The organism is Klebsiella sp. F11, assembly GCF_056712265.1.
Genome location: NZ_JBWYFE010000002.1, coordinates 13,451 through 39,162, shown reverse-complemented (window position 1 = coordinate 39,162; position 25,712 = coordinate 13,451). Strand labels below are relative to the sequence as shown.

Sequence of the window (25,712 nt, the reverse complement as noted above, 5' to 3'; positions counted from 1 at the left end):
GAGCATGACCGCATTATAAATGAGGTCATGAGTCAGGACTATATCGCCCGTATCGCCGCGCTGGAAGACGCGCTTCGCCAGAAAGACAGTCGGCTCAGCCTCGTTGCAGAGACTGAGTCGTTCCTGCGTTCTGCGCTGGCCCGCGCAGAAGAGAAAATAGAGAACGAAGAGCGCGAAATAGAGCATCTGCGGGCACAGATAGAAAAACTACGGCGGATGCTGTTCGGTACCCGCTCCGAAAAACTTCGCCGACAGGTTGAAGACGCCGAAGCCCTGCTGAAACAGCAGGAGCAGCAAAGCGATCGTTACAACGGCCGGGATAACGATCAGCAGGTTCCGCGTCAGCTTCGACAGTCGCGCCATCGCCGTCCTCTGCCTGACCATCTTCCACGCGAAATAAACAGGCTGGAGCCCGCCGAAACCTGCTGTCCGGACTGCGGCAGCGATATGGCATACCTCAGAGAAGTCAGCGCAGAGCAACTGGAGCTGGTCTCCAGCGCTCTGAAAGTGATCCGCACGGTCAGGGTGAAAAAGGCCTGCACCCGATGCGACTGCATCGTTGAAGCGCCTGCGCCATCACGCCCTATCGATCGGGGTATCGCCGGTCCGGGTCTGCTGGCCCGGGTGTTAACGGCCAAATACTGTGAACACCTGCCGCTATATCGCCAGTGCGAAATCTTTGCCCGTCAGGGCGTGGATCTGAGCCGGGCTCTGCTCTCCAACTGGGTGGATGCCTGTTGCCGGTTGATGATCCCGCTGGATGAGGCTCTTTACCGCTACGTGATGGACTGCCGCAAACTGCATACGGATGACACTCCGGTGCCGGTACTGGCACCGGGCAGAAAGAAGACGAAAACCGGGCGCATCTGGACGTACGTTCGCAATGACCGGAACGCGGGGTCGTCAGACCCGCCCGCAGCGTGGTTCGCCTTCTCGCCGGATCGGCAGGGGAAACATCCTCAACAACATCTTCGCCATTACCATGGCGTTCTGCAGGCCGATGCCTTCGCTGGTTACGACAGGTTGTTCAGTGCAGAGCGTGACGGCGGCCCGCTAACAGAAGCAGCCTGCTGGGCCCACGCGCGCCGAAAAATCCACGACGTCTATATAAGTACTCAGACGGTCACAGCAGAGGAAGCCCTGAAACGTATCGGTGAACTGTACGCGGTAGAAGAGGAAATACGCGGCCTCCCGGCAACTGAGCGGCTGGCAGCCAGGCAGTCCCGGAGTAAGCCGCTGCTGGCATCCCTGCATGTGTGGTTGGAGGAGAAAAGCGCAACGCTGTCGAAAAAATCCCGGCTGGGGGAGGCGTTCGCATATGCCCTGAACCAGTGGGATGCGCTGTGCTACTACTGCGATGATGGCCTGGCAGAGCCTGATAACAACGTGGCAGAACGCGCGCTGCGAGCTGTCTGCCTTGGCAAGAAAAATTATATCTTCTTCGGGAGCGATCACGGTGGTGAGCGTGGAGCCCTGCTGTACGGTCTGATCGGTACGTGCAGGCTGAATGGCATCGACCCGGAGGCTTACCTACGCCATATCCTGAGCGTTCTGCCGGAGTGGCCCAGCAACAAAGTGGCTGAACTTCTGCCCTGGAACGTGGATCTCACCAATAAATAGCCGTCAATACGGCACTCGCTGAACGCTTACTTATAAATGAGGTCATGAGTCAGGACTATATCGCCCGTATCGCCGCGCTGGAAGACGCGCTTCGCCAGAAAGACAGTCGGCTCAGCCTCGTTGCAGAGACTGAGTCGTTCCTGCGTTCTGCGCTGGCCCGCGCAGAAGAGAAAATAGAGAACGAAGAGCGCGAAATAGAGCATCTGCGGGCACAGATAGAAAAACTACGGCGGATGCTGTTCGGTACCCGCTCCGAAAAACTTCGCCGACAGGTTGAAGACGCCGAAGCCCTGCTGAAACAGCAGGAGCAGCAAAGCGATCGTTACAACGGCCGGGATAACGATCAGCAGGTTCCGCGTCAGCTTCGACAGTCGCGCCATCGCCGTCCTCTGCCTGACCATCTTCCACGCGAAATAAACAGGCTGGAGCCCGCCGAAACCTGCTGTCCGGACTGCGGCAGCGATATGGCATACCTCAGAGAAGTCAGCGCAGAGCAACTGGAGCTGGTCTCCAGCGCTCTGAAAGTGATCCGCACGGTCAGGGTGAAAAAGGCCTGCACCCGATGCGACTGCATCGTTGAAGCGCCTGCGCCATCACGCCCTATCGATCGGGGTATCGCCGGTCCGGGTCTGCTGGCCCGGGTGTTAACGGCCAAATACTGTGAACACCTGCCGCTATATCGCCAGTGCGAAATCTTTGCCCGTCAGGGCGTGGATCTGAGCCGGGCTCTGCTCTCCAACTGGGTGGATGCCTGTTGCCGGTTGATGATCCCGCTGGATGAGGCTCTTTACCGCTACGTGATGGACTGCCGCAAACTGCATACGGATGACACTCCGGTGCCGGTACTGGCACCGGGCAGAAAGAAGACGAAAACCGGGCGCATCTGGACGTACGTTCGCAATGACCGGAACGCGGGGTCGTCAGACCCGCCCGCAGCGTGGTTCGCCTTCTCGCCGGATCGGCAGGGGAAACATCCTCAACAACATCTTCGCCATTACCATGGCGTTCTGCAGGCCGATGCCTTCGCTGGTTACGACAGGTTGTTCAGTGCAGAGCGTGACGGCGGCCCGCTAACAGAAGCAGCCTGCTGGGCTCACGCGCGCCGAAAAATCCACGACGTCTATATAAGTACTCAGACGGTCACAGCAGAGGAAGCCCTGAAACGTATCGGTGAACTGTACGCGGTAGAAGAGGAAATACGCGGCCTCCCGGCAACTGAGCGGCTGGCAGCCAGGCAGTCCCGGAGTAAGCCGCTGCTGGCATCCCTGCATGTGTGGTTGGAGGAGAAAAGCGCAACGCTGTCGAAAAAATCCCGGCTGGGGGAGGCGTTCGCATATGCCCTGAACCAGTGGGATGCGCTGTGCTACTACTGCGATGATGGCCTGGCAGAGCCTGATAACAACGTGGCAGAACGCGCGCTGCGAGCTGTCTGCCTTGGCAAGAAAAATTATATCTTCTTCGGGAGCGATCACGGTGGTGAGCGTGGAGCCCTGCTGTACGGTCTGATCGGTACGTGCAGGCTGAATGGCATCGACCCGGAGGCTTACCTACGCCATATCCTGAGCGTTCTGCCGGAGTGGCCCAGCAACAAAGTGGCTGAACTTCTGCCCTGGAACGTGGATCTCACCAATAAATAGCCGTCAATACGGCACTCGCTGAACGCTTACATGATATCACCTCTATTCAGGTGGCCAAATTCAGTAAACCACTTCACCAGCTTGGTCACTCAGCCTGGTGAATTCAACATAAAAACCACCACCCCTCTGAACCACACTGACTTGCTCAACACTCTTTCCTGTTCTTTATTCCAGAAGCCGTTCTGAACAACCCCAATTTTCCATGGGATGGTTAATTGTGACAACGCAGGTAAGTAGGCACCGTAATTCTTAACCGTACTCCGTCCCTGATAACTCTGAACAACCAGTTCGTCAACAGGCAATGTATTGAGCGTGGCCACACGCCCAGTCTTCGCCCAGTCGAGCAAACCGGTAACACCCAGCGCATAATCATTTGGTAATAACGACCGGAGTCGGGTTAAGAAATCTCCGTACTCATCTAGTTTCTGCGTGGCAGCATCGAAATCAATCTGCAGACCTATAACATTGTTACCCGCAGACCTCCAGCGTTCTAGCAACGTTATGACCCGTCTCCAGTTAGAATCAGGTATATCTGTCGTCGTTATACGTATCGTCAACCAGATTTTAGGGAAAGTCAGTAAACTAACCGGAATCCCCATACGCTTGAAAGCAGCATGTCCCTGCCGGGAAACAATTTCACCCTGGTGCAGATACACCACCTGGGCGTTTCGCATCTGCAATGAGGGTCTGACCCCGGACCAGAGCCAAAATCCCTGGTATTCTTCCGCGTTAACATTCGCCATCGCTGGCACACATACGGTAAGCAAGATTACCAATAATACTGTAGCTCTTTTGCCCATTGGCTCCCCGGATACTCCATTTTCAGCTGAGTAAACCATCCCTTGCGTTTGAGCTTATCAACCCCCTCTCCTCCACAGCCATTGTTGCCCGACGGGGAGTAACACATCACCGCGCGATACAACGCATAACTTTTATCCTCGGGTTCACTTTTAGGATCCGTCATGACCGTCTGATAATAATCTTGCCGACTCGGTTGGGTCAGAGCATCGGCATCTCTGCCCAACACCGCTTCGCTAAGGTCTGCATTGCCGTTTCCATCGTTCAACAAATTAATCTTTGCGTCTGTTGTCCGAATAAACTCCCCAAGGCAGTTCAGCGCATGACCGTCCGTTCCATTTTTGCTCAATACCTCGACTATTTTTTCCAGAGACCGGCAGGAATATCCTTCCTCAGTATTTTCTCCAGACCATTCAAACACACTTAAATCCACATCTGAAAAATCCTCACCAATCACAGGGTGGGAAATATGTCCGGCCAGATTTTTATCTGCCAACCAGTCAACGTAATGGGCGGTGATAAGGTCATGCATCAACAATGAATGCAGTGCGATCGTTCGTTCTTCATCATTTGGGGCATTATTCACCTGCTGGCGAAGCAATTCTGGCGAAGCGCGGGTTTTTAATATGAAAGAACGATACCTCAGGCTGGTCACCTGACTGCTACTGTCAAAAACGTCTTCAGTTTTACCTGACAACACGAAGGTCGCCGCCAGTTCACTTTGCAAAAATTGCTGTTGCTCAATATTCTGGGTTGAATGTAATAACATTGACCAGTGTTCTCGGGCATTTCCCCATTTTTTTGCCGCCATCAGAGCCTTTCCATAGAGCACCTGCCGACTAAATACCAAAATGTCATCCTGGGGTAATATTGCCACCGGTTTTATCTGAGAAATTACGGCTGAATAATCCTTTTTCTGGTATTTCAGCATCAATTCAAGATATTCCCAATACGGCAATGTCTTTGGCGCCTCAAAAACTGGTTTTATCTGCGTTAAATAGTCTTCATCCACACATGGCTGGTGCCCCTTGCATTCCGTATCACGCATTAAACGTAAAGTTTGAATAAACGTTAATAATGGCGAATCAGGCGCATTCAGGAAATAACCGGAATTCCAGGTCATATCCTTGCTCAGCAACTTTGAGTCAGTTTCTGCGATGAGGATCGACAGCGCTTCGGGATCTCTAGTCTTTACAAGCGCCTGTTCACTGAGTTTTGCAAGTTCGTCCCAGTTTTGCAGGTACCAATTGATCCGCCTCTTAAGACCTAATGTTGAGGCTGCATACTGGCCTGCCGGCCACTGTTGTAGATAACCGTCTGCCCATTTCAGTGCTTCGAGCGCAGACCCTTGATCAATTTTTTTTACGTCAAAATCGCCATACTCCCCTTCGGCATTCTGGCTGCTGTTATTCAACGCATTGCGCATCAGCATGTAGCTACTGGTTTCGGAAAGCCATGACTGAGAGGAGTCCTTCAGCGACAACCATTTCTTTTTCGCCTGCTCATAATGTCCGGCATAGAAATCACTGGCCGCCAGGAGATACAACTTAAACTGTTGCGCATCAGAACCATCTGGGAAACTTAACACGTCAATTACCGCTTGTGAATCAGTACTACCTACACCGTTTATTTTTGCTTTTGCCAGTGATTGACGTTGTTCTTGTGTCAGATTTTTATCTGTAAGCAGTGCGTTAAAGAAATTGGCATCAGATTCCGGCGTCATTGACACAAAACGGTTATCAAGTGAATCTGTATCAGTGTCTGAATAGCTGCCTGACAGTTCATCCAGACCAAGCGCCTTAAGGGGGGCAATGACTGGAGAGGGGGCAAGATACGCTGGCTCAGTTTGAGTTTTTTGCATCTCACTGTACCAGCCATCAGGATGGGCACCGAAATAGAAGTTACGATTTCGGGTCAAATCCACAGGGACCTGTTGCTGGTGCAACGGTATGCCGTTGCGTTCACGGAGCAGGCGGAGTAAATTATCGCGTGTATCATTGGATGTATTGAGGGTCGGAAAACTTTCAAAAACACACCCTGCTTCCCCCCATGGGCAACTGCTCTCATCTGAAGATGCCTGTACTTGTTGACTGAACGGCAATGAGCTAAGCAGTGCCAAAACACTAATATAAAGTCCGTTATTCATATTATCCTCAGTAAGTATCCTCCGGCAGAGCCGGAGGCTTTAGGGTGAGCGCCTCAAAGGCGCTGACAAACCATGAGCCGCCCAGGGCGGCTGCTATACGTTCAGTTTCATCTGGTCGTATCATTCGTCTTCTCGTTCCTGATTGCGTATAGTCCCATTTCGTATGGCTTAAGCTCTGATAGTCTCTCATCACGAATCTGAAATCTCCTGGCGGAGATTTCAGATTCGCGCGACTGACTTAAAGGTCAAACCTTTCGGAGTCCCCCGGCAAAGCCGGGGGTTTAACGGACTTAATTATGTTCTTGGCGGATTAAACTCCGAAGTGCAACGCTAAGCCGCCATTCTTAGCTCTGCAAACACCACCGAAGGTTGCCTGAACCCGAGACATTTGCGTGGCCTGCTGTTCAGCGAGTTCTGGTAGTGCTGTAAATCATCTTCTGACACGGTCCGCAGGTCGGTTCCCTTCGGGATAAACTGCCGTAGCAGGCCATTTTTGTTCTCGTTCAGCCCCCGTTCATGCGATGCATACGGGTGCGCGAAGTAGGTTTCCGCTTCCAGCGCTTCCGCTATTGCCCAGTGCTCACTTAACTCACCGCCGTTATCGAACGTGATGGTGTGGCAAACATCTTTATAGCTACTCAGCATCGAGATAATGGCGCTGCTGACTTCACCTGCCTCTTTGGAGAACACTTTTTTAGTCAGATAGTTACGGCTCTTACGTTCGGCTAGCGTCACGATAGCGCCCGTACCCTGGGTACCCAGCACAAGGTCAGCTTCCCAGTCACCCAGGCGGCTACGCTCATCAACCACGGCGGGGCGCTGCTCGATAGATACCGCGTCCGGTATACGACCGCGCTTTGTCCCGTAGCCCTTGCGGTAACGGCGCTTACCCTGCCGCAGATGCTTATACAGTTCGCCAACATTGGCTTTATCTGCCTGAACATGCTGGTAAATTCACTCGTGGCTGACAGGGCTGCCAATGCGCTTACAGATAGCGCTGCTCTGTTCCGGACTCCACTTCCAGTACAGCCCGGTCTCAACGTAGAACAGGGTGTCCGGGCTGATAGAGTGCCTGGCTGCCGACCGCCGCCGGTCTTCACTCAATCGCTGAGCCTCTGCGGCCGAATAATCGCCAGCCATGCTGTTCCGCCGGACCTCGCGGGATACAGTAGACTTACTGACGCCAATACGCTTACTGATCTCAGTAAGGCTAATCTTCTCACCAAACAACAGAGCAATCTGGTATCGTGCGCCTTCGGTTAACTGCCGGTACTTCATGTTACTCGCTCATCTGTGGTAGGAAGAACGGTAATGCCTCCAATCAGTAGAACATGTACTTTTCGATGAAGGCACCGATGACCTTTTCGTGGATCTCAACTGAGCGTGAGAAGCAAATCGTTTTACGCGCCAGCCGCTTAATGCGAGTTCGGAGGGGCAGATTGTTTCGCTCAATGCGCTGTGTGAAAATTTTACCAGTCAGATGTATATAACTGCCCCAGTTATCGCTGGTAATCATGCCAATGCTGAAGGGCGTCAACAGGACCAACAGTTCCCGACATGTCTCATCGGTACGTGGGCCGAAGGTATAAGCCAGTACGCCACCCGTTTTGGTATTGTAAGCATACCAGAGCCAGTGCTGCCGGGCTTTACTGCCAACAAAGCCCCATTGCTCATCGAGTTCACAGATAAGAGCCACATCGGCATGAGCGACGGGAGAAGCGGTTATCCGGGACGGCGAGAGCTTTTTAATGTCCGTATGACGGTATTGATACCAACCTTAAGAACTCTGGCGGTATCGCGGACGCCGGCACCGTTGTGTGCCAGTTCAACTATCTGTTCTTTTACACCGGGTTTTCTGGCTTCACAGGTATAAGCCAGCTGAAAAACGCGGCGACATGACCGGCAACGAAAGCGCTCATGCCCGGAACAGCTGTGCCCATGGCGATAAACAGAATCGGAATGGCAACGAGGACAATAAACAGTAACGGTAGCCATAGAAAACCCTAAATACCAGTAGTATATCATGGTTTTCTATCGATTGAAGGCATTACCGGAAGAACGAGATAACTTATCGGTAGTTAACCCTTCCGACTACAATCTTCAAAGTCATGACCGAGCGTTGCACTTATTATCTGAATTCGCGGGGCTTGTTTTACGAGTTCAGGCAGCTTGCGAATGAGAAATACTGCCAGAGAATCCACCGATGGCACCTTCAATGACTGCACCGGCAGTATGGCCAGTCACGCTGCCGATACCCGCTCCGACGACGCCTCCGATCGTTCCGCCGATACCCGCTCCGGCACCACCGCCGATAATATTTCCGACAACGGGTACAACAGTACCTACGGCAGCACCAGCTAGCCCTGCGGCGGTCGAGCCGACAGCGGTACCTACTGTTCCACCAATGGCTGCGCCACCCCATGTCAGAACATCCTGAATGATGCCCGCGCCGCTGACATCCTCAACTTCATGAATCGTCAATTCACGCATATCTGTTCTCCTTGAAATTCCATTTAGAAATTATCGGCCAAAGATACCGCTGACAAAGGACGGCACGCCTTTGTATAACTCATTAACAGCATTTGTGGCCGTGTGGAACCCCTGTACAGCAAGATTCCCTGCAAAAGCGCCGATCGACGAGCCGATCTGTCTGGCTGGGGCATCAAGTACCTCATTGATCAGGTCGGTTACCACACCGGCACCACTGACTTGCTGAGGTCGAGTCCGTCAAGGTGGTGTAAATTCAGTTACAGTCTTCCGGTCCGGTAATGGGCCCGTTATGCGCTGAGTGGCAGCGCCTCGATTACTTCAGTTTCAGTGGGCTGGTCTATCTCCGCCATAGTGTGTTGTGGCAGATAACGGTTCTGCAGCAGCCATTCCTCATTCTGCTCCGTCAGCACCGCACCCAGCAGCCGCATGATGCTCTCTTCGTTGGGGAAGATGCCCACCACATCAGCACGCCGTTTCACCTCTTTGTTCAGACGCTCCAGTGTGTTCGTGGAGTGGATTTTCACCCGGTGCGCTTTCGGGAAGCCGAAGTACGCCAGCACGTCTGCTTCCGCCTCGTCCATCATCTCCGTGACTGCCGGCGCGCTTTTTTCCAGCTGGCCGGCGACCTCACGCCAGGTCGCATGGGCACTTTTCTCATCGGTCTGCACGAACACCTGTTGCAGCGCCGCGCGCACCACTGACTGGTTCGCCCTGCTGACGCGCCCCATCACATTACGCATGAAGTGGACCCGGCAGCGCTGCCAGCTGGCACAGAACACCTGCTGTATTGCCGCTTTCAGCCCGCTGTGCGAGTCGGAGATAACCAGCTTCACGCCTTCCAGGCCGCGTTCCTTCAGGTTCAGCAGGAAGGCCAGCCAGAACGCTTTCGCTTCTGACTCACCGATGCCCATTCCGATAATCTCCCGGCGACCGTCCAGGCTGACCGCGCAGGCGATTATAACGGCCACGCTGACCACCCGGCCGTTCTTGCGGACCTTCACGTAGGTCGCATCCAGCCACAGGTAGGGCCATTCCCCTTCCGGCGGTCGCTGCAGGAAGGCCTGCACACGCTCATCGATGCCGCGGCAGATGGACGACACCTGGCTGCGGGAGATGCCGGTCATTCCCATCGACTGGACCAGGGCGTCCACCTTGCGGGTGGAGACGCCATTTATCCACGCCTCCTGGATAACCGCGTTGAGCGCCTTCTCCGACAGCCTGCGGGCCTCGAGGAAGGACGGGAAGTACGAGCCTTCCCGCAGCTTCGGGATGCGCAGGTCCAGCGTACCGAGCCGGGTGTTGTACTGGCGGTCACGATAGCCGTTGCGGTAGGTCTCACGCTCATCACTGCGCTCATGGGGCTCCGCGTTGATGCGCTGGGTGACATCGGCTTCCATGATGCGGTTGAGCATAAATGCGGTGAGTTCATGCAGGAAGTCCTCACCGCCGGGTTGCATCAGGGTATTGCTGAATGTCATGCTGTTGTCAGCCATCGGTTTGTTCCTTTTGGATAATGTCTTCATAACCATTACCTTACCGGATAAGCCGATGGCTCTCACCATCCTTCCGAATTTACACCACGTCCTAAGACTCTACCTGATCCTGAGCGTCGGAATCCGTGGTCGGATTCATCGGAATATGCAAGCATACTACAACACTAAATTTGTGTCATGACCGGTATTTGGCATGGATACAGCTTCATATCTGGCGCGAAAGGCGATTAAAGAAAGTTACTATAATGAACGATATGGAAAGAACGGTTGGGCATCATGGATTGCACCGGCTGGCCCCCTCCCGCAGCTGCAAGCTAAAGCCAGAAGTTAACGGCGACATGTCATTTGGACGTTAACTATCAGATTTAGGGCTGGTATTCGTGATATACAAAATCCTATAGTCAGAGAAAAAGCGGCCAGATGTGCCACTGTTCCCCAATTATTTACCGCAAGGAACAATTTTAATGAGAAGACTCCCCGTTTACCTGTTGCTTGATACATCAGGTTCAATGCATGGCGAACCCATTGAGGCTGTAAAAAATGGTGTTCAGACGCTGCTAACCACGTTGAAGCAGGACCCATATGCTTTAGAAACAGCGTTTGTGTCGGTTATTACTTTCAATTCCTCAGCACACCAGGCCGTTCCTCTGACAGATCTGCTTAGTTTCAACCTACTCTCTTTGACCGCGAGCGGAACGACTGCACTGGGCGAAGCCTTATCTCTGATTGCGAATCGAATTGACTCAGAAGTCATGAAAACAACGGCAGATACAAAAGGTGACTGGCGACCGTTGGTGTTCCTGATGACTGATGGCGCTCCGACCGACGACTGGCGAAAAGGCCTTAATGATTTTAAAGCAGCCAGGAAAGGCGTCGTTGTAGCCTGCGCGGCAGGCCATGATGCGGACACCAGTGTACTGAAAGAAATTACAGAAATCGTCCTACAGCTCGATACCGCTGACAGCTCTTCTATCAAAGCGTTCTTCAAATGGGTATCGGCGAGTGTTTCTGTAGGAAGTCAGAAAGTTGACGCAGGTAAGAAAGAGGTTATCGGTCTTGATGATTTACCTCCACCACCGCCAGAAGTGAACGTAGTTTTATAAGATATTAATAATAGAGGGGATCCCATGACAGTCAGCTTACGAAAAGGGCAAGGCGTTAGCCTGCGTAAAAATGAGTTCGATCTTTCTTCGGTCACTATCGGTCTTGGCTGGGATATTAACGAAGAAAAAAAAGGTCTTCTCGGTGGGCTTTTCGGTAAAAAAGAGGAAGAGTATGACCTTGATGTCATCGCCTTCCTTTGCAACGATGCCGGAAAGGTTACTGACCTCGGAAATGTTGAAAACGGTAAACCCACGCTAGTTAATGGCGATATTGTGTTTTTTAACAGTCTTCGCCATAAGTCTGGGCAAATCTGGTTGACTGGCGATAACCGGACAGGTGCCGGAGACGGAGACGATGAGCAAATAATTGCAAAACTAAATAGTCTCGATCCGAAGTATGAAAAAATTGTCTTCATTGTTCAAATCTACAACGGCGAAAAATTACAGCAGCACTTCGGTAAAGTACGTAATGCATTTATCCGGGCGGTGGATGGAAGAAATATCGAAATGGCCCGGTTTGACCTTTCAGGAGGCGCGTCCTTTAATGGTCAGCGATCGATGGTCTTTGCTGAACTCGTTCGTGAACCAACCGGCTGGAAACTGAATGCGATCGGTGAGCCGTCAACCACAGATTCCTTCGTCAGCCATCTGAGGAATTATATCTAAATGCGCAGACTACCTGTTTATCTCCTTATCGACACTTCTGGCTCGATGCGTGGCGAATCAATACATTCAGTGAATGTCGGTGTTCAGGCGATGCTGAGTGCCCTGCGACAGGACCCCTACGCGCTGGAAAGTGTCCATATCTCTATCATCACATTTGACAATGAAGCCCGGGAATATGTCCCTCTGACAGCTCTGGCTGATTTTCAGTTTATGGACATTCAGGTGCCCAGTGCGGGAGGGACATTTACGGGAGCTGCACTGGAGTGCCTGATGAGTTGTGTAGACCGGGACATCCGCCGGTCTGATGGCGAGCAAAAAGGTGACTGGCGACCGCTGGTCTTCCTGATGACTGATGGCACGCCTTCTGATGCTTGGGCTTTTGGTGAAGCCGTTAAAGAGGTTCATCACCGTTCATTTGGATCCATCATCGCCTGTGCTGTTGGTCCTAAAGCTGGGCATGAACATCTTAAGCAACTGACTGACAAAGTTGTAGCGCTGGAGACGCTGGATTCGACAGCCTTTTCTGGCTTTTTCAAATGGGTCAGCGCAAGTGTGGCATCAGGAAGTTCGAGTGCCGGGGTAAATGCTTCCTCAGACACGCTTCCCCCTCCTCCACCTGAAATACAGCTGGTCCTTTAAGTACTAACCGGTATGGCAGGAGGACAACCTTGCCATACATCGTTTCAGTCCATCAATGAAGTGGACGTAATTTATAGCGTGATGGGGTTTCTTATGAGACGGCTTCCCGTATTCTTTGTTCTGGACTGTTCAGAGTCCATGATTGGTGAAAATCTAAAAAGGATGAATGATGGCTTACAGATGATCGTTAACGATCTGCGTAAGGATCCCCATGCACTCGAAACAGCCTGGATTTCGGTTATTGCATTTGCGGGTGTCGCCAGAACTATTGTACCCCTTCATGATATTGTGTCTTTTTATCCCCCTCGCCTTCCTGTCGGCGGAGGGACAAGCCTTGGGGCTGCGCTACGGGAACTTACGGCACAAGTAGATTCTCAGGTGCGTAAAACCAGCCTCGAAGAAAAAGGAGACTGGAAACCTGTGGTTTACCTGCTCACCGATGGACGTCCTACCGATGATGTCTCAGGTGAAGTAAAACGCTGGAATGATTTTTACGCCAAAAAAGTGAACCTGATCGCAGTAGGTATGGGGAATTCGGTAGACCTTAGTGTTCTTCGCCAACTGACTGAAAACGTTTTACTGTTTACGGAAAGCCAGGACGGAGATTTCACGCGTTTCATACAGTGGATCACCGCCTCCGTCACGGCCCACAGCAGAAGCGTAGGAGAAGATACTCAACCGCCACTGAAACAGACCGACTATATTGTCAAACTCGCCAAAGATGAAATCACCAGAGCTTACGATGATAACTGCGTGGTTCTGACCGGGCGTTGCAGCAAAACACGTCGACCCTATCTCATGAAGTATGAACGGCCACCGGCTAAGGTGTCAGGACTTGCATTTAACCTGAACCTGAACACCTTCAATATTGCAGGCTGCTATCCGATCGATGAAGACTACTTCTCATGGACGGATATGGCCGCATCTGGCGTTCAGGTTAATACCAGTGAACTCCACGGTGTACCTGGATGCCCGCATTGCGGAAACAATAGCGCTTTCGCGATGTGCAGCTGTGGGAAGCTTCTTTGCATCGATGGGCCCGATGATGTTATCTGCCCATGGTGTGAGAAAGGACTGTCCTTTCAGGACGACGGTGGGCATTCCGATTTCAACGTTAGCAGAGGACGCGGCTGATGAGCGAGTTTATAACACCTGAACATAAAATTGTTGCCCTTATTCTGGAGGCATCGGGTGAGCTAGCTGACTTTGAGTGCGTTCTCCGGCTTTGCGACGAAGATGATATTGAACAAGCTGTTCGACAATTGAGGGAAACGGTCATAAAACGGTTTTCATGTAGGAGAGTCTCTGAAGAAGCCGTTCAGACTGATGTGGACAGTTCATCTACGCTCCTGTCAGACAGTAACTCTCTCCCACAAAACACAGGCGAAAATGAAAACACTTTCCCTGTGACAGACGCAATCCACGCAGATATTGAAACAACCGGAAGCGAGGCGCATGAAACGCATAATGAAATGCCCGGTGAAGCCGCTGTCGGGGGCGTTCAGGTAAATATTGAGGAAGATATCGCTGAAACGAAAAATGAGTTGCCTCTGACTACCGACATAGCGCAGCCAAAGGAGCAGGTAACTTCCAGTTCTGCTGAAATTGATGAAAATTTTCCTCCCGTCGCAGCCAATGCTTTAAGGCCCGGAGAGGTTCCTCACAGAGCAAGTAAGGAGGATCCCGCTCTCCTCCAGAAAATCCCAGAGGTGTCTATTGTGCTGCCAAATGCCCGGGTGGGTGAACGCTTTGACGTTTCTTTAGAGATAGCGACCGATACGGGTGTCCCGGCAGACATTACTGAGATTAATTTCCCTCAGGACATTGGACTGATTTTTAATTTTAACGAACGACGTATCCAGGGGACGCCCACTCACAGCGGAGACTTTGAAATTTCAGTGAAGTGGTCCTGCAGTACACATCCTGACAATGTCAAAAAGTTACTTTTTGTCGTCAACCCTGACCCAAAAAGTCTCTGGAAAGTGATAGATCCACCTTCGGATGGACCTTTTTACAAGGACAGTATCGCCCATCAGGGGATCACCCAGTCAGGTATACATATTGCTGGTGCAAGTCGTCGTGGACGTTCCCATGAACATGTGGGCTCCTTCCGCGACGATGATTTCTACCTCAATTTCAGTGAGGTATCTGGCTGGAGTGTATTACTGGTGGCAGATGGCGCGGGTAGCGCTAAATTTTCTCGGGAAGGCTCACGAATCGTTGCAGACACCGTTGGGAATTATCTTTTCAACCAGCTGAAGGATGAGAAAGGGCATGAAATAAAAGACAAAGTTTTACGCTGGAATAACGATGATCAGCGCGTTGTGTGGGATTTCATGAATCACCACTTCAGACAGGCGGCGGTGCTAGCCGTAAACAATATCAGCAGTGCTGCAATTATGGCTGAAGACAAAGTTAAGTCATTCTCTACGACTTTACTCGCGTCCGTCACGTTTCGCGGCGGTGCCGATTTGTTTGCCGCTTCCTTCTGGTTGGGGGATGGTGCCATAGCCGCATATGGGCCAGTTGGGAAAGTCAGAGTCCTTGGCACACCAGATAGCGGGGAATATGCAGGCCAGACTCGGTTTCTGGATGCGGAGGCTGTCAGTGATGCCGCGTTCAGTAAACGTATCAGTATAGGTAAGTGGAATGATATCTCACACCTGGTTCTGATGACTGATGGTGTTTCCGACCCCTGGTTTGAAACGGATAACGGGCTTCAGAACCCGGTTAAATGGGACAAGCTAATGACAGAGCTTTCTCCCCTTCTCTCCGCTCCTGAGAAGACCTCAGAACAACTGGTGGAGTGGTTAAACTTCCTCTCTCCCGGCAATCATGATGATCGCACAATCATTGTACTCTGGTGAACTAAATGGGATCGCAGGTGGCTCATGGCAAATATAATTACGTGCAAAACCAGGGATGGTAAAACCATTCAGTACGTCGATGAAGTCATCGGCTCGGGCTCAATGAAAGATGTGTATTTCTCTCCGGATAAATCATACGTCGTCGCCTTCTACCATAAACCCCAGAATGAACAGGCCCGGGAACGTATCAATATGATCACCGGGCGGTACCGGCAGAATATTTTTGAACAGACCGGCGGAGACTACTGGAAAGGTCTCTTCTGCTGGCCCACTGATGTTGTTGAGCACGCCGATAAGGTGGGTATTGTCGTACCTGCTTATCAGCAGCATTTCTTCTTCCGATATGGTTCCAAAAACAATGACTTCCTCGGTATAAAAGGACGTGAAAAAGAAGGTAAATGGTTTGCCAGTGCCAACAATCAAAATAAATTTCTCGATCCGCGTGAACGTGGAAATACGCTCAACTACCTGAAAGTCTGTATTCTGCTCACGCGTGCTGTGAGGCGAATGCATGCTGCCGGTCTGTGCCATAGCGACCTGAGTTATAAAAATGTGCTGATAGACCCGGAACTGGGCCATGCATGCATTATCGATGTTGATGGGCTGGTGGTACCCGGGAAATATCCCCCTGACGTGGTCGGTACGCCCGATTTCATTGCCCCGGAAGTGGTGAAGACAAGTCACCTCCCCAAAGACGATCCCCACAGGGTGTTACCGAGTATAGCAACTGACCGGCATGCGCTTTCAGTGCTGATTTACATGTATCTGCTTTTCCGGCACCCACTACGTGGAGGGAAAATTCACGACATCAATGATGAAGTCAGGGATGAGGCTCTCTCCATGGGAGAGCGAGCATTGTTCATCGAACATCCGACTGATAAGAGCAACGCAGTTAAGGTCAGCCAGGTCTCTTCGTTCTCACTCCCCTGGGCGGACCCCCAGAAAATTCCGTATACCGTTATGGGCCCTTATTTGAAACCGCTCTTCGATCGGGCATTTATTGATGGATTGCATGATCCATCACAACGCCCTACAGCTGATGAATGGGAAACGGCGCTGGTAAAGACGGTCGATTTAATTCAGCCTTGTCAGAATGATGATTGTGAACAGAAATGGTACGTTTTCTCCGGTAAGACTAAACCCGCTTGTCCTTATTGTGGCACGCCATACAAAGGTAAGCTTCCTATCCTTAACCTGTATTCATCGAGAAAGGCTGGAACGTTCAGACCAGATGATCACCGGCTTATTGTGTGGAGCGGTCAGTCATTATATGCATGGCACGTCAATCGGCTGATTGCACCTAATGAACGAACAACCGATGAGCAGAAGAAAAGGGTTGGTTATTTCGTTTTCCATAATGACCAATGGTGGCTGGTTAACGAGGGTATACACGGGCTGATGTCTCTACCTGACCGCAAATTGATTGCGATTGGTGATAAGCTACGTCTGAATGACAACGCTCAGTTTATTCTCTCTCCTGAGGATGGTGGCCGTTTGGTAGTGGTTCAACTTTTGATTAATTAGAACTTATACCCGTGATCATTGAAACTGCTTGTTGTGGTCAACTAATACTGGCCACCGCATTAGACTGTATGTAGTACAGTCGCTCCGATTCATTTGGCGTCAAGCCGCCGTTGTACCAGTGAGGCCGTACGGCGCTGTAATAGCCCGTGATATAGCAGATTATCGCGCTTTGAGCCTCGTTGAAGTTGTTGTAGCCCTTCGTCGGCACCCATTCTGTCTTCAGGCTTCGGAAGAACCGCTCCATTGGCGCATTATCCCAGCAGTTACCCCGACGACTCATGCTCTGCTTTATCCGGCAGCGCCACAGCGCCTGTCGGTACTGGCGGCTGGTATAGTGTCTGCCCTGGTCGCTGTGGAACATCACGCCCGCTGGTCGGCCGCGTAGCTCCCAGGCCATCTGTAGCGCTTTGACCGTCAGTGCTGAGTCCGGCGCCGTCGACATCGCCCAGCCCACCGGTTTACGGGCGAACAAGTCCAGCACCACCGCCAGATAAGCCCAGCATTTGCCGGTCCAGATGTAGGTCACATCGCCGCACCAGACCTGGTCCGGCGCGGTTACTGCGAACTGCCGGTCGAGATGGTTCGGTATTTCAACGTGTTCGTTTCCGCCGCGTTTGTATTTGTGGGCCGGTACCTGGCAGCTGGCGATATCCAGCTCTTTCATCAGCTTACCGGCCAGCCAGCGGCCCATTTTGACACCAGAGTTCCTGGTGACGATAGTCGCGATGCTTCGGGTGCCTGCAGAGCCGCCGCTGGCGTTCCAGGCCTCCATGACCTGGCTGCGTTTAGCCACTCGCTCACCATCGGGCTCACTGCCCGAAGCCTGCCAGTGCCTGTAGCTGCTGCGATGGACTTCAAAAGTCTGGCACAACACAGCGACCGGATATCGCGCTCTCAACCTGTCGACTACCGTGAATCGTTGAGTGCGTCCGACATTAAGAGCGCCGTAGCCTTTTTTAGGATTTCATTTTCCATTTCAAGGCGTTGAATTTTCTTCTTCGCCTCACGCAGCTCAAGCTGTTCTGGCGTCAGAGGAAGCCCGGCAGGCGTTTCCCCCTGACGCTCGAGTTTCAGTTTATTAACCCAGCGGGTAATAGCCGAATGGCTGACATTAACTGCCTCTGCGGCCTTAACGTAGGTATAGCCGTGGTCGACAACCAGTTTTGCTGCTTCGAGCTTAAATTCTGCCGTGAAATGTTTTGCCATTGGTTCACCTGTGGTGTTGGGGAAGTGAGAGTATCACCTTCCGATCAGGTGGCCAGTATCAGTGTGCCACTACACATCGAAAGCTGCTGGCTATACAGGCTCAGTTCAAGACGCGCGTTGGCCACTGGCTTTCCATCAGGATAGAGCAGCACGATGTCGCCATTCACCGGCTCGTTGGTGCGAAAATCAGATTTAGCCATCGCCAGTGAAATTTCGAAGTGCGGTTTGATGTAGCTAGCGACACGGAATGAGCTGCTGTAAACCTGATTATTGTAGGTTGAGCGCAGTTCATAGCCACCGGCCACGGCATTTTCTGGCAGTTGAAAACGCCCCTGCGCCCCGGATTTACCGTCAACAGGGAAGTTCAAGGTTTGCAACGTTGCTCCATTGGCATCCAACACGGTCAAACTCAACGAACCTAGCTTGAGCGCGACGGAATCCAGCGCATTCTTGAATTCGCGCCCGATCAGTTTGACTTCAACCCAATCACCTGGGCGATAGAGCGGCCGATCGGTGAAGGTATAAAGTTTGGTGTCATAAATCTCGCTGTCGTAATAAAAGTTCTCCGAAACAAACACCCCGCCTTCGCTGTCTTCACCCATCACATACGAGCGCTCTGGCGAGATATGGCGCAGGCTCAGTAAGCCGTTCTTATCCGTCTGACCGCTGTTCATGATGCCCAACCCGTCGCTCCACAAGATGCGCGTTCCCGCCACCGCCTGCCCGTCATTGCGGCCAACGGTCCAGACCAATAGCTCGCTGCCAGAAACCTTACTCATGGCCACAGTATTAGAGACAAACAGCACGGTGGTCGCCCGGTATTGGCCAATCAGAGCTTCTACCAGATACAGGCCCGGCTTTAGCTTGCCCAAGGGAACGTAGACATTACCCGGCAAAGGTTCAAAGAAACCGCTGGATGAGCCCTGCATATTGACGTGTTCTGGCGTCTGGATCGGTTGCGCGTCCCACAGTGGGTAACGGAACTGGCTAATCAGTGGCAAATTCTTCAGCGGCGCAAACTGCGGCTGCACGGTGAATTTGGGTTGTTCACTTAGCGCGTCACCCATCTTCAGCTCCGGCAGCACACTAGTCACTTCCTGGCGGGTATCAGAGGAAAAGGTTCTCTGCATCACGCGGCGTGACTTGCCGTACCAGTTATCCCAAAGATAAGACAGCGTGTTAGATAAGCCCTCACCCTAGTATTGACCTTCGATCATAATGCGATGGAGGTTTTTCTGCTTTTTCAGAAACTCCATCGGTTTATCGATACGGTATAAACGGATATCTACGCCACCATACTGCTCGGCCTCAAAACGGCGGTAATCGCGCCCTGGCGCTTCTAGGCGCACTTTCGCCACTTCATCTGTGGCAAAGCTGCTGTCAGAAAGCAAAAAGAAGGATTGCTGCGGAACGCTATAATTACTCGCAGGGAGCTCAGTCTCGGCATAGGCCAAGCTCAAGGGAATGAATAAAACCATCCCTAGCAGCAGTTTTTGACACATACGCGGCAGAATTATCATCGTGACAGGAAACCTAAGCGATAAATGCCAATGAAGTTGGGGTTCGATTCGTCGGGTATCCATCGGGTGTCCATCCATTTTATCAATTGTTGCATGCTCACCGCACGCATTCCATTATCTGTCGAACTTGAAGAACCAGTGTGATAGGCGATATAACGCCCCATCCAGATCATCAGATGCTGATCGTCACCCTGGTCAAAAAACAGTAGATCGCCCGGTTGCGCTTGATTCATGTCGCGGCCAATAAGTTGGCTGTTAAATTGGATCAGCTTGATGGCATCTACATAGGGGCCTTGCTGGCCCCCCCCTTGCTGCCAACGTTGAGCAAACTGGCGCTGTTGCGGGCTGATGTCCAGCTCTGGTGGCAGGTAGCGATTAGATAAACCATTCGCCCGCAGCCATTTGCTGTCATGAATTTTCAGGGATTCATTGGCAACAAAGCGCACCAGACCGGCGCAGTCCTGCTGATACCAGCGCGCACTTGGCCCTTGGCGTAACTGCTCTTCGGCAATGCGCACAAACCATGAGCGGAATACGTTGGATTGCTCAGGGGTCAGTGGCGCAACCGTCTCAACGGCTAGGCTGCCCCGGCTGAAAAGCATCAGGCCCATTAGGAACAGCAGGCCTAACGTTGTCTGTTTGACGATCATAGCTCCTGCCATTTCAGCGGTAGCCACTGCCAAGACTCGTGGGTCTTGGTATCCGCAGGCAGGGTTAAGGCATAGCGCTGTTGCCCAGCCAATGCGCTAAGTTTAGGTAATAACAAGGTTTGGGCCGCGTTATAAAATACCGGTTCGACACTCTTTGGCAGGCTGGCAAACACTTCCTGCTTAAATAACCCGGACAGGGCTACAGGAGCCATGTAAACCGGCACCACGGCCTGTTGTGGTAATACGTCCGCCAGCGGTGGGAAATTTTTATCCAGCGTTTGCAGCGCTTTATTCACCAGTTTGTCATCTAGAGAAAACATCAGCATCTGACCATGTCGCGCCAAGCTGACGCGGAAGAACATAGCACGCCTTTGGCGTGAGCGGCGCTGCTGCGCAGCTTCGGGGATGTTCATGACCGCTGCCCCGTTTTATACTCTGCACCATGTATATCCCCCGCCCCGCAAAGCTGCTTTTCTCCATTGATGACGGCTGGAACAAGTTCCTCGAAAAATTCGGTGATACCGTCAGCCCGTGGACCCGGCTCTCCGTTGAACGCATGCTCGCCTGCAGCACCACCGCCATGGGCGTCCGCCGTTACTGTTGTTCTTCTCCGGACTGCTCTCACTCCCGTTTCTTCTGCCAGAGCTGTGGCTCAAGAGCCTGCAGCTCCTGCGGATTTAAAGCCACGGAACAGTGGATTGCACAGCAGACCCACATTCTTCCCGACTGCGACTGGCAGCACATCACCCTGACCATGCCCCATCTGCTGTGGCCCTTTTTTAATCACAACTGGCCCCTGCTTAACCACCTCTTCCTGGCGGCCACCCGCGCCATGCTCCGCCATGCCCGTAAACAGGGTCTGGAAATCGGCATCTTCTGTGCCCTGCACACCTACGGTTGCCAGCTGAACCCGCATCCGCATATCCACGTCTCCGTCACCCGGGGCGGGCTCGATATTAAACACGGCGTCGGGAAGAATATCTTCTTTAAGAAGGATAAGGTGGAGGAAATCTGGCGCAATGCCGTCACTGAGATGTTGCGGGAACACTATGAGCAGATTAATCCCGGCGGCCTTGCGGGTTACGGTCATATCCGGGATGAGGAGCACTGGCGGCGCTACCTTCGTGCACAGTGGCAGCGGTACTGGAAAGTTCACTTCGCAAAAAAGACGCACGGTGCCTGGCGGTGCGTGAAATACCTGGGCCGGTATCTGAAACGTCCGCCGGTGTCGGCCTCGCAACTGCGGCATTACAGCGGCGGCGCCGTGGTGCATCACTATTACGACCACCGGACACAGCGGCACCGGCAGCAGACGCTGTCGCAGGAAGAGATGATCGGACGCTATATCAGCCACGTGCCGGAAAAGTATTTTAAAATGGTGCGGTATTACGGATTCTTATCCAGCCGTAAACGGGGCACGCTGCTGCTGAAGGTGTATGAGGCCCTGGAGATGGAAGCGAGGAATAAACCGGATAAGCCCGGCTTCGCCGCGCTGATGAAAGCGTTCCTGCGCACGGATCCGTACAAATGCATTCTGTGCGGCGACCGGCTGCGCTTTGTCAGCGCGCAGGCGAGCAGACACGCCACGGAGTTAGTGGCAGAAAGGCTGCACAGTATCGACCGGAAACGATGGCTTCGGTCACAGGCTGCAGGATAAGTGCGTCTGAAAAACGCATTTCAGGTTAAAAATTAGCCAAAAGGTGTTTTTTTCATCATTAGTTCCCCCACCGCACGCCATTACTGCTCTCCTGACGACCCTGTTCATGGTCTTAAATTTTTTAAAACGCTTTTCCAAATCGCTAACCATGAACTCAGGGTCATGACTGCCCAGTCTTTACTCTGAGTATGGTTTGCCGGGTAGTATTAAATTCCCGGGCAATGGCGCTGATACTGATCCCGGCGTTAATCCGTGCAATCACCGTGGTTTTCTGCTCTTCATTCAGCACTGAAGGACGTCCAAACCGCTTTCCGGATGCTTTTGCCCGCGCAATACCAGAGTGCGTACGCTCTAGCAGCAAATCCCGCTCAAACTCAGCCACGGCTGAAATCACCTGCATTGTCATTTTCCCTGCCGGACTGGTCAGGTCCACGCCACCCAGCGCCAGGCAATGTACCCGAATGTCAGATACTGCAAGTTGTTCGACGGTTTTTCTTATATCCATCGCATTGCGGCCAAGGCGGTCAAGTTTGGTGACAATCAGTACATCACCATTTTCCATGCGATCAAGAAGCCTGATAAATCCCGGTCTTTCGCTGGCCGCGACTGACCCACTGATGTGTTCCTCAATTATTCGCTGGGGTCTGACAGCAAAACCGGCGGTTTCGATTTCTCTGTGCTGGTTCTCAGTTGTTTGCTCCAGAGTGGAGACCCGACAGTAAGCAAAAACACGTGACATAGGAAACTTTCCGTACGAAATGGATGTCCGAATTATAAGGTATGTACGAAATTAATTTTACTGACTTTCGGACACGTTGTCAGATTGGTGTACGAAACCGCTCTTTCGGACGTCTTTTAGCACTGCTGTGCAAAACTGAGTGAAATCATTTTCAGACATCCATTTCGTACGGGAAATTGTATCAGTAATACCAGGGGGGCACCCCACTGCTCAACACCGGAGCCGCTTTGAGCGATAGAATAATGAGAACAAAAATCAGCCGGAGACTGAGGGAAGTAAGCTTTATGCTAAAGCATTAAAAAAAACTGACCCTGTCAGGTATAACAAATTTCACGAGGCCACTGTTATGTCAAAAAAAACATATCCCGGGATTATTACTCATTTAGTAATAACAATCGCTTTTATGGCGTGCTCCAGTGCATCAGAAGCAAGACAGTCATCGACAGTGACTGATAACGTTCACATGAACCCAAAATCACACACACTAAAAAAAATCAATCAGCAGAAGATAATCAATGAGCTGCACTTATTTTTCTCTGGCGACAGTTCCGTTCTGCAGGACCCTGAAACGGGCAGTTCGACAAAGGCAGTCAGTCGTATAATCTCCGGCTTTGAACAGGATCCGCCAAGATTCACATTGTTGCCTGATGGTGGGATAATCGCATGGGGCTGGCAGGAGGGACAGGCTTTTTTTCAATCCGTGGTGGTCTTCAACAATTCCGGTACCATTGTGATGGCTGGTCTTGCTGACAACATACCCCGGATTTATTCATGGCAAAGCGGTGCGTTGGCTAAAAACATGCGCGAATATAATCAGTTACTTGATGAAGAGTCTGCATACTCCCCTCCTCCCAGAGCTATTTTTTACACCGTCAATCAGTCAGCCGCAGATAAGTACTACCCCCTTGTATCTCAATGGATTCAAGCCAGTCTTATGGGATTTAATACAAAATGTTCAACACCGGAACAATCAGCATCCTGCCAGCTGACGAAGGATATAGAGATACCTACATCAATCTACAGACGTGCATGCAAAAATGCGCCTTCCCCGCAATGTGCGCTGAAGAAACCATCCTTATCTGTCGCTCCATTTCCAGACACGGACGTATTTGAACAATAACTACCAGCCGAATGCCATAAGACACAACAGCGCCGGATTCACCGGACTGGAGTGATTGGGCCGGAGCGGAAGGTAATCGATTTGTCCGACCACCGGCGCTGAACCGGGAACTGCCGCAGACCGCAACCGGACTCCTCAAAGCAGGGCCAGTATCAGCACTGTTTCCCGATAATCCGTCACCTCACGGTAAACCATTATGGTAAGCGTTCAGCGAGTGCCGTATTGACGGCTATTTATTGGTGAGATCCACGTTCCAGGGCAGAAGTTCAGCCACTTTGTTGCTGGGCCACTCCGGCAGAACGCTCAGGATATGGCGTAGGTAAGCCTCCGGGTCGATGCCATTCAGCCTGCACGTACCGATCAGACCGTACAGCAGGGCTCCACGCTCACCACCGTGATCGCTCCCGAAGAAGATATAATTTTTCTTGCCAAGGCAGACAGCTCGCAGCGCGCGTTCTGCCACGTTGTTATCAGGCTCTGCCAGGCCATCATCGCAGTAGTAGCACAGCGCATCCCACTGGTTCAGGGCATATGCGAACGCCTCCCCCAGCCGGGATTTTTTCGACAGCGTTGCGCTTTTCTCCTCCAACCACACATGCAGGGATGCCAGCAGCGGCTTACTCCGGGACTGCCTGGCTGCCAGCCGCTCAGTTGCCGGGAGGCCGCGTATTTCCTCTTCTACCGCGTACAGTTCACCGATACGTTTCAGGGCTTCCTCTGCTGTGACCGTCTGAGTACTTATATAGACGTCGTGGATTTTTCGGCGCGCGTGGGCCCAGCAGGCTGCTTCTGTTAGCGGGCCGCCGTCACGCTCTGCACTGAACAACCTGTCGTAACCAGCGAAGGCATCGGCCTGCAGAACGCCATGGTAATGGCGAAGATGTTGTTGAGGATGTTTCCCCTGCCGATCCGGCGAGAAGGCGAACCACGCTGCGGGCGGGTCTGACGACCCCGCGTTCCGGTCATTGCGAACGTACGTCCAGATGCGCCCGGTTTTCGTCTTCTTTCTGCCCGGTGCCAGTACCGGCACCGGAGTGTCATCCGTATGCAGTTTGCGGCAGTCCATCACGTAGCGGTAAAGAGCCTCATCCAGCGGGATCATCAACCGGCAACAGGCATCCACCCAGTTGGAGAGCAGAGCCCGGCTCAGATCCACGCCCTGACGGGCAAAGATTTCGCACTGGCGATATAGCGGCAGGTGTTCACAGTATTTGGCCGTTAACACCCGGGCCAGCAGACCCGGACCGGCGATACCCCGATCGATAGGGCGTGATGGCGCAGGCGCTTCAACGATGCAGTCGCATCGGGTGCAGGCCTTTTTCACCCTGACCGTGCGGATCACTTTCAGAGCGCTGGAGACCAGCTCCAGTTGCTCTGCGCTGACTTCTCTGAGGTATGCCATATCGCTGCCGCAGTCCGGACAGCAGGTTTCGGCGGGCTCCAGCCTGTTTATTTCGCGTGGAAGATGGTCAGGCAGAGGACGGCGATGGCGCGACTGTCGAAGCTGACGCGGAACCTGCTGATCGTTATCCCGGCCGTTGTAACGATCGCTTTGCTGCTCCTGCTGTTTCAGCAGGGCTTCGGCGTCTTCAACCTGTCGGCGAAGTTTTTCGGAGCGGGTACCGAACAGCATCCGCCGTAGTTTTTCTATCTGTGCCCGCAGATGCTCTATTTCGCGCTCTTCGTTCTCTATTTTCTCTTCTGCGCGGGCCAGCGCAGAACGCAGGAACGACTCAGTCTCTGCAACGAGGCTGAGCCGACTGTCTTTCTGGCGAAGCGCGTCTTCCAGCGCGGCGATACGGGCGATATAGTCCTGACTCATGACCTCATTTATAAT

The 25,712-nt window shown here is 52.3% G+C and carries 20 protein-coding genes and 2 pseudogenes; 10 read left to right on the top strand and 12 right to left on the bottom strand.

The window, feature by feature from the left end; translation table 11 throughout:
- Positions 1-27 precede the first annotated feature (27 nt).
- Positions 28-1,620, top strand: coding sequence for an IS66 family transposase (gene tnpC, locus AC1M2H_RS27945; protein WP_480148900.1), 1,593 nt, complete (start codon positions 28-30; stop codon positions 1,618-1,620).
- 44 nt (positions 1,621-1,664) lie between these two features.
- Positions 1,665-3,257 (top strand): IS66 family transposase, encoded by a 1,593-nt coding sequence (tnpC, locus tag AC1M2H_RS27940; RefSeq protein ID WP_480148900.1) that lies wholly within the window; start codon positions 1,665-1,667, stop codon positions 3,255-3,257.
- 89 nt (positions 3,258-3,346) lie between these two features.
- Here tnpC (AC1M2H_RS27940) and AC1M2H_RS27935 read toward each other — a convergent pair whose 3' ends face one another.
- The 6 genes and pseudogenes from AC1M2H_RS27935 to AC1M2H_RS27910 all read right to left on the bottom strand — a co-directional run bounded on the left by AC1M2H_RS27935 (position 3,347) and on the right by AC1M2H_RS27910 (position 10,184).
- Positions 3,347-4,057 (bottom strand): DUF3142 domain-containing protein, encoded by a 711-nt coding sequence (locus tag AC1M2H_RS27935; RefSeq protein ID WP_480152162.1) that lies wholly within the window; start codon positions 4,055-4,057, stop codon positions 3,347-3,349.
- Positions 4,027-6,201 carry a PA5441 family protein gene (locus AC1M2H_RS27930; protein WP_480152161.1) on the bottom strand — a complete coding sequence of 725 codons (2,175 nt, stop codon included), beginning with the start codon at positions 6,199-6,201 and terminating at the stop codon, positions 4,027-4,029. Before AC1M2H_RS27930 ends, AC1M2H_RS27935 begins: the two co-directional genes overlap by 31 nt.
- Before the next feature lie 330 nt (positions 6,202-6,531).
- Positions 6,532-7,479 (bottom strand): annotated as a pseudogene (locus AC1M2H_RS27925) (IS30 family transposase).
- Between the two features lie 43 nt (positions 7,480-7,522).
- Positions 7,523-8,196, bottom strand: a protein-coding gene (locus AC1M2H_RS27920) for an IS1 family transposase (protein ID WP_480152160.1) whose coding sequence is annotated in 2 segments (ribosomal slippage) — positions 7,523-7,950 and positions 7,950-8,196 — 675 coding nt in all. Because the reading frame shifts where the segments join, the coding sequence is not laid out codon by codon here.
- Between the two features lie 165 nt (positions 8,197-8,361).
- Positions 8,362-8,691, bottom strand: coding sequence for a hypothetical protein (locus tag AC1M2H_RS27915; protein WP_480152159.1), 330 nt, complete (start codon positions 8,689-8,691; stop codon positions 8,362-8,364).
- 287 nt (positions 8,692-8,978) lie between these two features.
- Positions 8,979-10,184, bottom strand: coding sequence for an IS256 family transposase (locus tag AC1M2H_RS27910; protein ID WP_480152158.1), 1,206 nt, complete (start codon positions 10,182-10,184; stop codon positions 8,979-8,981).
- A gap of 464 nt (positions 10,185-10,648) precedes the next feature.
- On the opposite strand from AC1M2H_RS27910, the gene AC1M2H_RS27905 reads away from it, so the two are divergent.
- The 6 genes from AC1M2H_RS27905 (at position 10,649) to AC1M2H_RS27880 (ending at position 16,983) form a co-directional block, all read left to right on the top strand.
- Complete coding sequence (locus tag AC1M2H_RS27905; protein ID WP_480152157.1) at positions 10,649-11,287, top strand: vWA domain-containing protein; 639 nt, start codon at positions 10,649-10,651, stop codon at positions 11,285-11,287.
- 24 nt (positions 11,288-11,311) lie between these two features.
- A complete protein-coding gene (locus tag AC1M2H_RS27900; protein ID WP_480152156.1) occupies positions 11,312-11,953 on the top strand; it encodes a TerD family protein in 642 nt (213 codons plus the stop codon).
- A complete protein-coding gene (locus AC1M2H_RS27895) occupies positions 11,954-12,592 on the top strand; it encodes a vWA domain-containing protein (protein ID WP_480152155.1) in 639 nt (212 codons plus the stop codon).
- 93 nt (positions 12,593-12,685) lie between these two features.
- Positions 12,686-13,726, top strand: coding sequence for a TerY-C metal binding domain-containing protein (locus tag AC1M2H_RS27890; protein ID WP_480152280.1), 1,041 nt, complete (start codon positions 12,686-12,688; stop codon positions 13,724-13,726).
- On the top strand, positions 13,726-15,459 hold the full coding sequence (locus tag AC1M2H_RS27885; protein WP_480152154.1) for a PP2C family serine/threonine-protein phosphatase: 1,734 nt from the start codon (positions 13,726-13,728) through the stop codon (positions 15,457-15,459). Before AC1M2H_RS27890 ends, AC1M2H_RS27885 begins: the two co-directional genes overlap by 1 nt.
- 24 nt (positions 15,460-15,483) lie before the next feature.
- Positions 15,484-16,983 (top strand): protein kinase domain-containing protein, encoded by a 1,500-nt coding sequence (locus AC1M2H_RS27880; RefSeq protein ID WP_480152153.1) that lies wholly within the window; start codon positions 15,484-15,486, stop codon positions 16,981-16,983.
- A gap of 37 nt (positions 16,984-17,020) precedes the next feature.
- Here the strand turns inward: AC1M2H_RS27880 and AC1M2H_RS27875 are convergent.
- From AC1M2H_RS27875 to AC1M2H_RS27860, 4 genes and pseudogenes are all read right to left on the bottom strand, one after another.
- A protein-coding gene (locus AC1M2H_RS27875; RefSeq protein WP_480152152.1) for an IS3 family transposase occupies positions 17,021-18,189 on the bottom strand; the annotation gives its coding sequence in 2 pieces (ribosomal slippage) (positions 17,021-17,934 and positions 17,934-18,189; 1,170 coding nt in all).
- A 59-nt stretch (positions 18,190-18,248) separates the two neighbouring features.
- Positions 18,249-19,709: pseudogene (locus AC1M2H_RS27870) on the bottom strand (MG2 domain-containing protein); the annotation flags it as partial.
- Positions 19,706-20,320 carry a DUF1175 domain-containing protein gene (locus tag AC1M2H_RS27865; RefSeq protein ID WP_480152279.1) on the bottom strand — a complete coding sequence of 205 codons (615 nt, stop codon included), beginning with the start codon at positions 20,318-20,320 and terminating at the stop codon, positions 19,706-19,708. The gene AC1M2H_RS27865 and the pseudogene AC1M2H_RS27870, both read right to left, overlap by 4 nt.
- 35 nt (positions 20,321-20,355) lie before the next feature.
- Positions 20,356-20,772, bottom strand: coding sequence for a DUF2138 family protein (locus tag AC1M2H_RS27860; protein WP_480152151.1), 417 nt, complete (start codon positions 20,770-20,772; stop codon positions 20,356-20,358).
- Positions 20,773-20,801: 29 nt separating this feature from the next.
- Between AC1M2H_RS27860 and AC1M2H_RS27855 the strand changes: the two genes are divergently transcribed.
- Positions 20,802-22,016, top strand: a complete 1,215-nt coding sequence (locus tag AC1M2H_RS27855; RefSeq protein WP_480152150.1) for an IS91 family transposase — start codon at positions 20,802-20,804, stop codon at positions 22,014-22,016.
- A gap of 160 nt (positions 22,017-22,176) precedes the next feature.
- Here AC1M2H_RS27855 and AC1M2H_RS27850 read toward each other — a convergent pair whose 3' ends face one another.
- Positions 22,177-22,755, bottom strand: a complete 579-nt coding sequence (locus AC1M2H_RS27850) for a recombinase family protein (RefSeq protein ID WP_480152149.1) — start codon at positions 22,753-22,755, stop codon at positions 22,177-22,179.
- Between the two features lie 346 nt (positions 22,756-23,101).
- Here AC1M2H_RS27850 and AC1M2H_RS27845 point away from each other — a divergent pair, with 346 nt between their 5' ends.
- Positions 23,102-23,875, top strand: a complete 774-nt coding sequence (locus AC1M2H_RS27845) for a hypothetical protein (protein WP_480152148.1) — start codon at positions 23,102-23,104, stop codon at positions 23,873-23,875.
- A 229-nt stretch (positions 23,876-24,104) separates the two neighbouring features.
- Here AC1M2H_RS27845 and tnpC (AC1M2H_RS27840) read toward each other — a convergent pair whose 3' ends face one another.
- Complete coding sequence (gene tnpC, locus AC1M2H_RS27840) at positions 24,105-25,697, bottom strand: IS66 family transposase (protein WP_480148900.1); 1,593 nt, start codon at positions 25,695-25,697, stop codon at positions 24,105-24,107.
- Positions 25,698-25,712: the final 15 nt, after the last annotated feature.

Excerpts from the sequence above, each read along its gene's own strand:
- tnpC (WP_480148900.1), top strand. The coding sequence starts at position 28 with ATGAGTCAGGACTATATCGCCCGTATCGCCGCGCTGGAAGACGCGCTT.
- tnpC (WP_480148900.1), top strand. The coding sequence starts at position 1,665 with ATGAGTCAGGACTATATCGCCCGTATCGCCGCGCTGGAAGACGCGCTT.
- AC1M2H_RS27935 (WP_480152162.1), bottom strand. The coding sequence starts at position 4,057 with ATGGGCAAAAGAGCTACAGTATTATTGGTAATCTTGCTTACCGTATGT.
- AC1M2H_RS27930 (WP_480152161.1), bottom strand. The coding sequence starts at position 6,201 with ATGAATAACGGACTTTATATTAGTGTTTTGGCACTGCTTAGCTCATTG.
- AC1M2H_RS27915 (WP_480152159.1), bottom strand. The coding sequence starts at position 8,691 with ATGCGTGAATTGACGATTCATGAAGTTGAGGATGTCAGCGGCGCGGGC.
- AC1M2H_RS27910 (WP_480152158.1), bottom strand. The coding sequence starts at position 10,184 with ATGGCTGACAACAGCATGACATTCAGCAATACCCTGATGCAACCCGGC.
- AC1M2H_RS27905 (WP_480152157.1), top strand. The coding sequence starts at position 10,649 with ATGAGAAGACTCCCCGTTTACCTGTTGCTTGATACATCAGGTTCAATG.
- AC1M2H_RS27900 (WP_480152156.1), top strand. The coding sequence starts at position 11,312 with ATGACAGTCAGCTTACGAAAAGGGCAAGGCGTTAGCCTGCGTAAAAAT.
- AC1M2H_RS27895 (WP_480152155.1), top strand. The coding sequence starts at position 11,954 with ATGCGCAGACTACCTGTTTATCTCCTTATCGACACTTCTGGCTCGATG.
- AC1M2H_RS27890 (WP_480152280.1), top strand. The coding sequence starts at position 12,686 with ATGAGACGGCTTCCCGTATTCTTTGTTCTGGACTGTTCAGAGTCCATG.
- AC1M2H_RS27885 (WP_480152154.1), top strand. The coding sequence starts at position 13,726 with ATGAGCGAGTTTATAACACCTGAACATAAAATTGTTGCCCTTATTCTG.
- AC1M2H_RS27880 (WP_480152153.1), top strand. The coding sequence starts at position 15,484 with ATGGCAAATATAATTACGTGCAAAACCAGGGATGGTAAAACCATTCAG.
- AC1M2H_RS27865 (WP_480152279.1), bottom strand. The coding sequence starts at position 20,320 with ATGGGCCTGATGCTTTTCAGCCGGGGCAGCCTAGCCGTTGAGACGGTT.
- AC1M2H_RS27860 (WP_480152151.1), bottom strand. The coding sequence starts at position 20,772 with ATGAACATCCCCGAAGCTGCGCAGCAGCGCCGCTCACGCCAAAGGCGT.
- AC1M2H_RS27855 (WP_480152150.1), top strand. The coding sequence starts at position 20,802 with ATGTATATCCCCCGCCCCGCAAAGCTGCTTTTCTCCATTGATGACGGC.
- AC1M2H_RS27850 (WP_480152149.1), bottom strand. The coding sequence starts at position 22,755 with ATGTCACGTGTTTTTGCTTACTGTCGGGTCTCCACTCTGGAGCAAACA.
- AC1M2H_RS27845 (WP_480152148.1), top strand. The coding sequence starts at position 23,102 with ATGTCAAAAAAAACATATCCCGGGATTATTACTCATTTAGTAATAACA.
- tnpC (WP_480148900.1), bottom strand. The coding sequence starts at position 25,697 with ATGAGTCAGGACTATATCGCCCGTATCGCCGCGCTGGAAGACGCGCTT.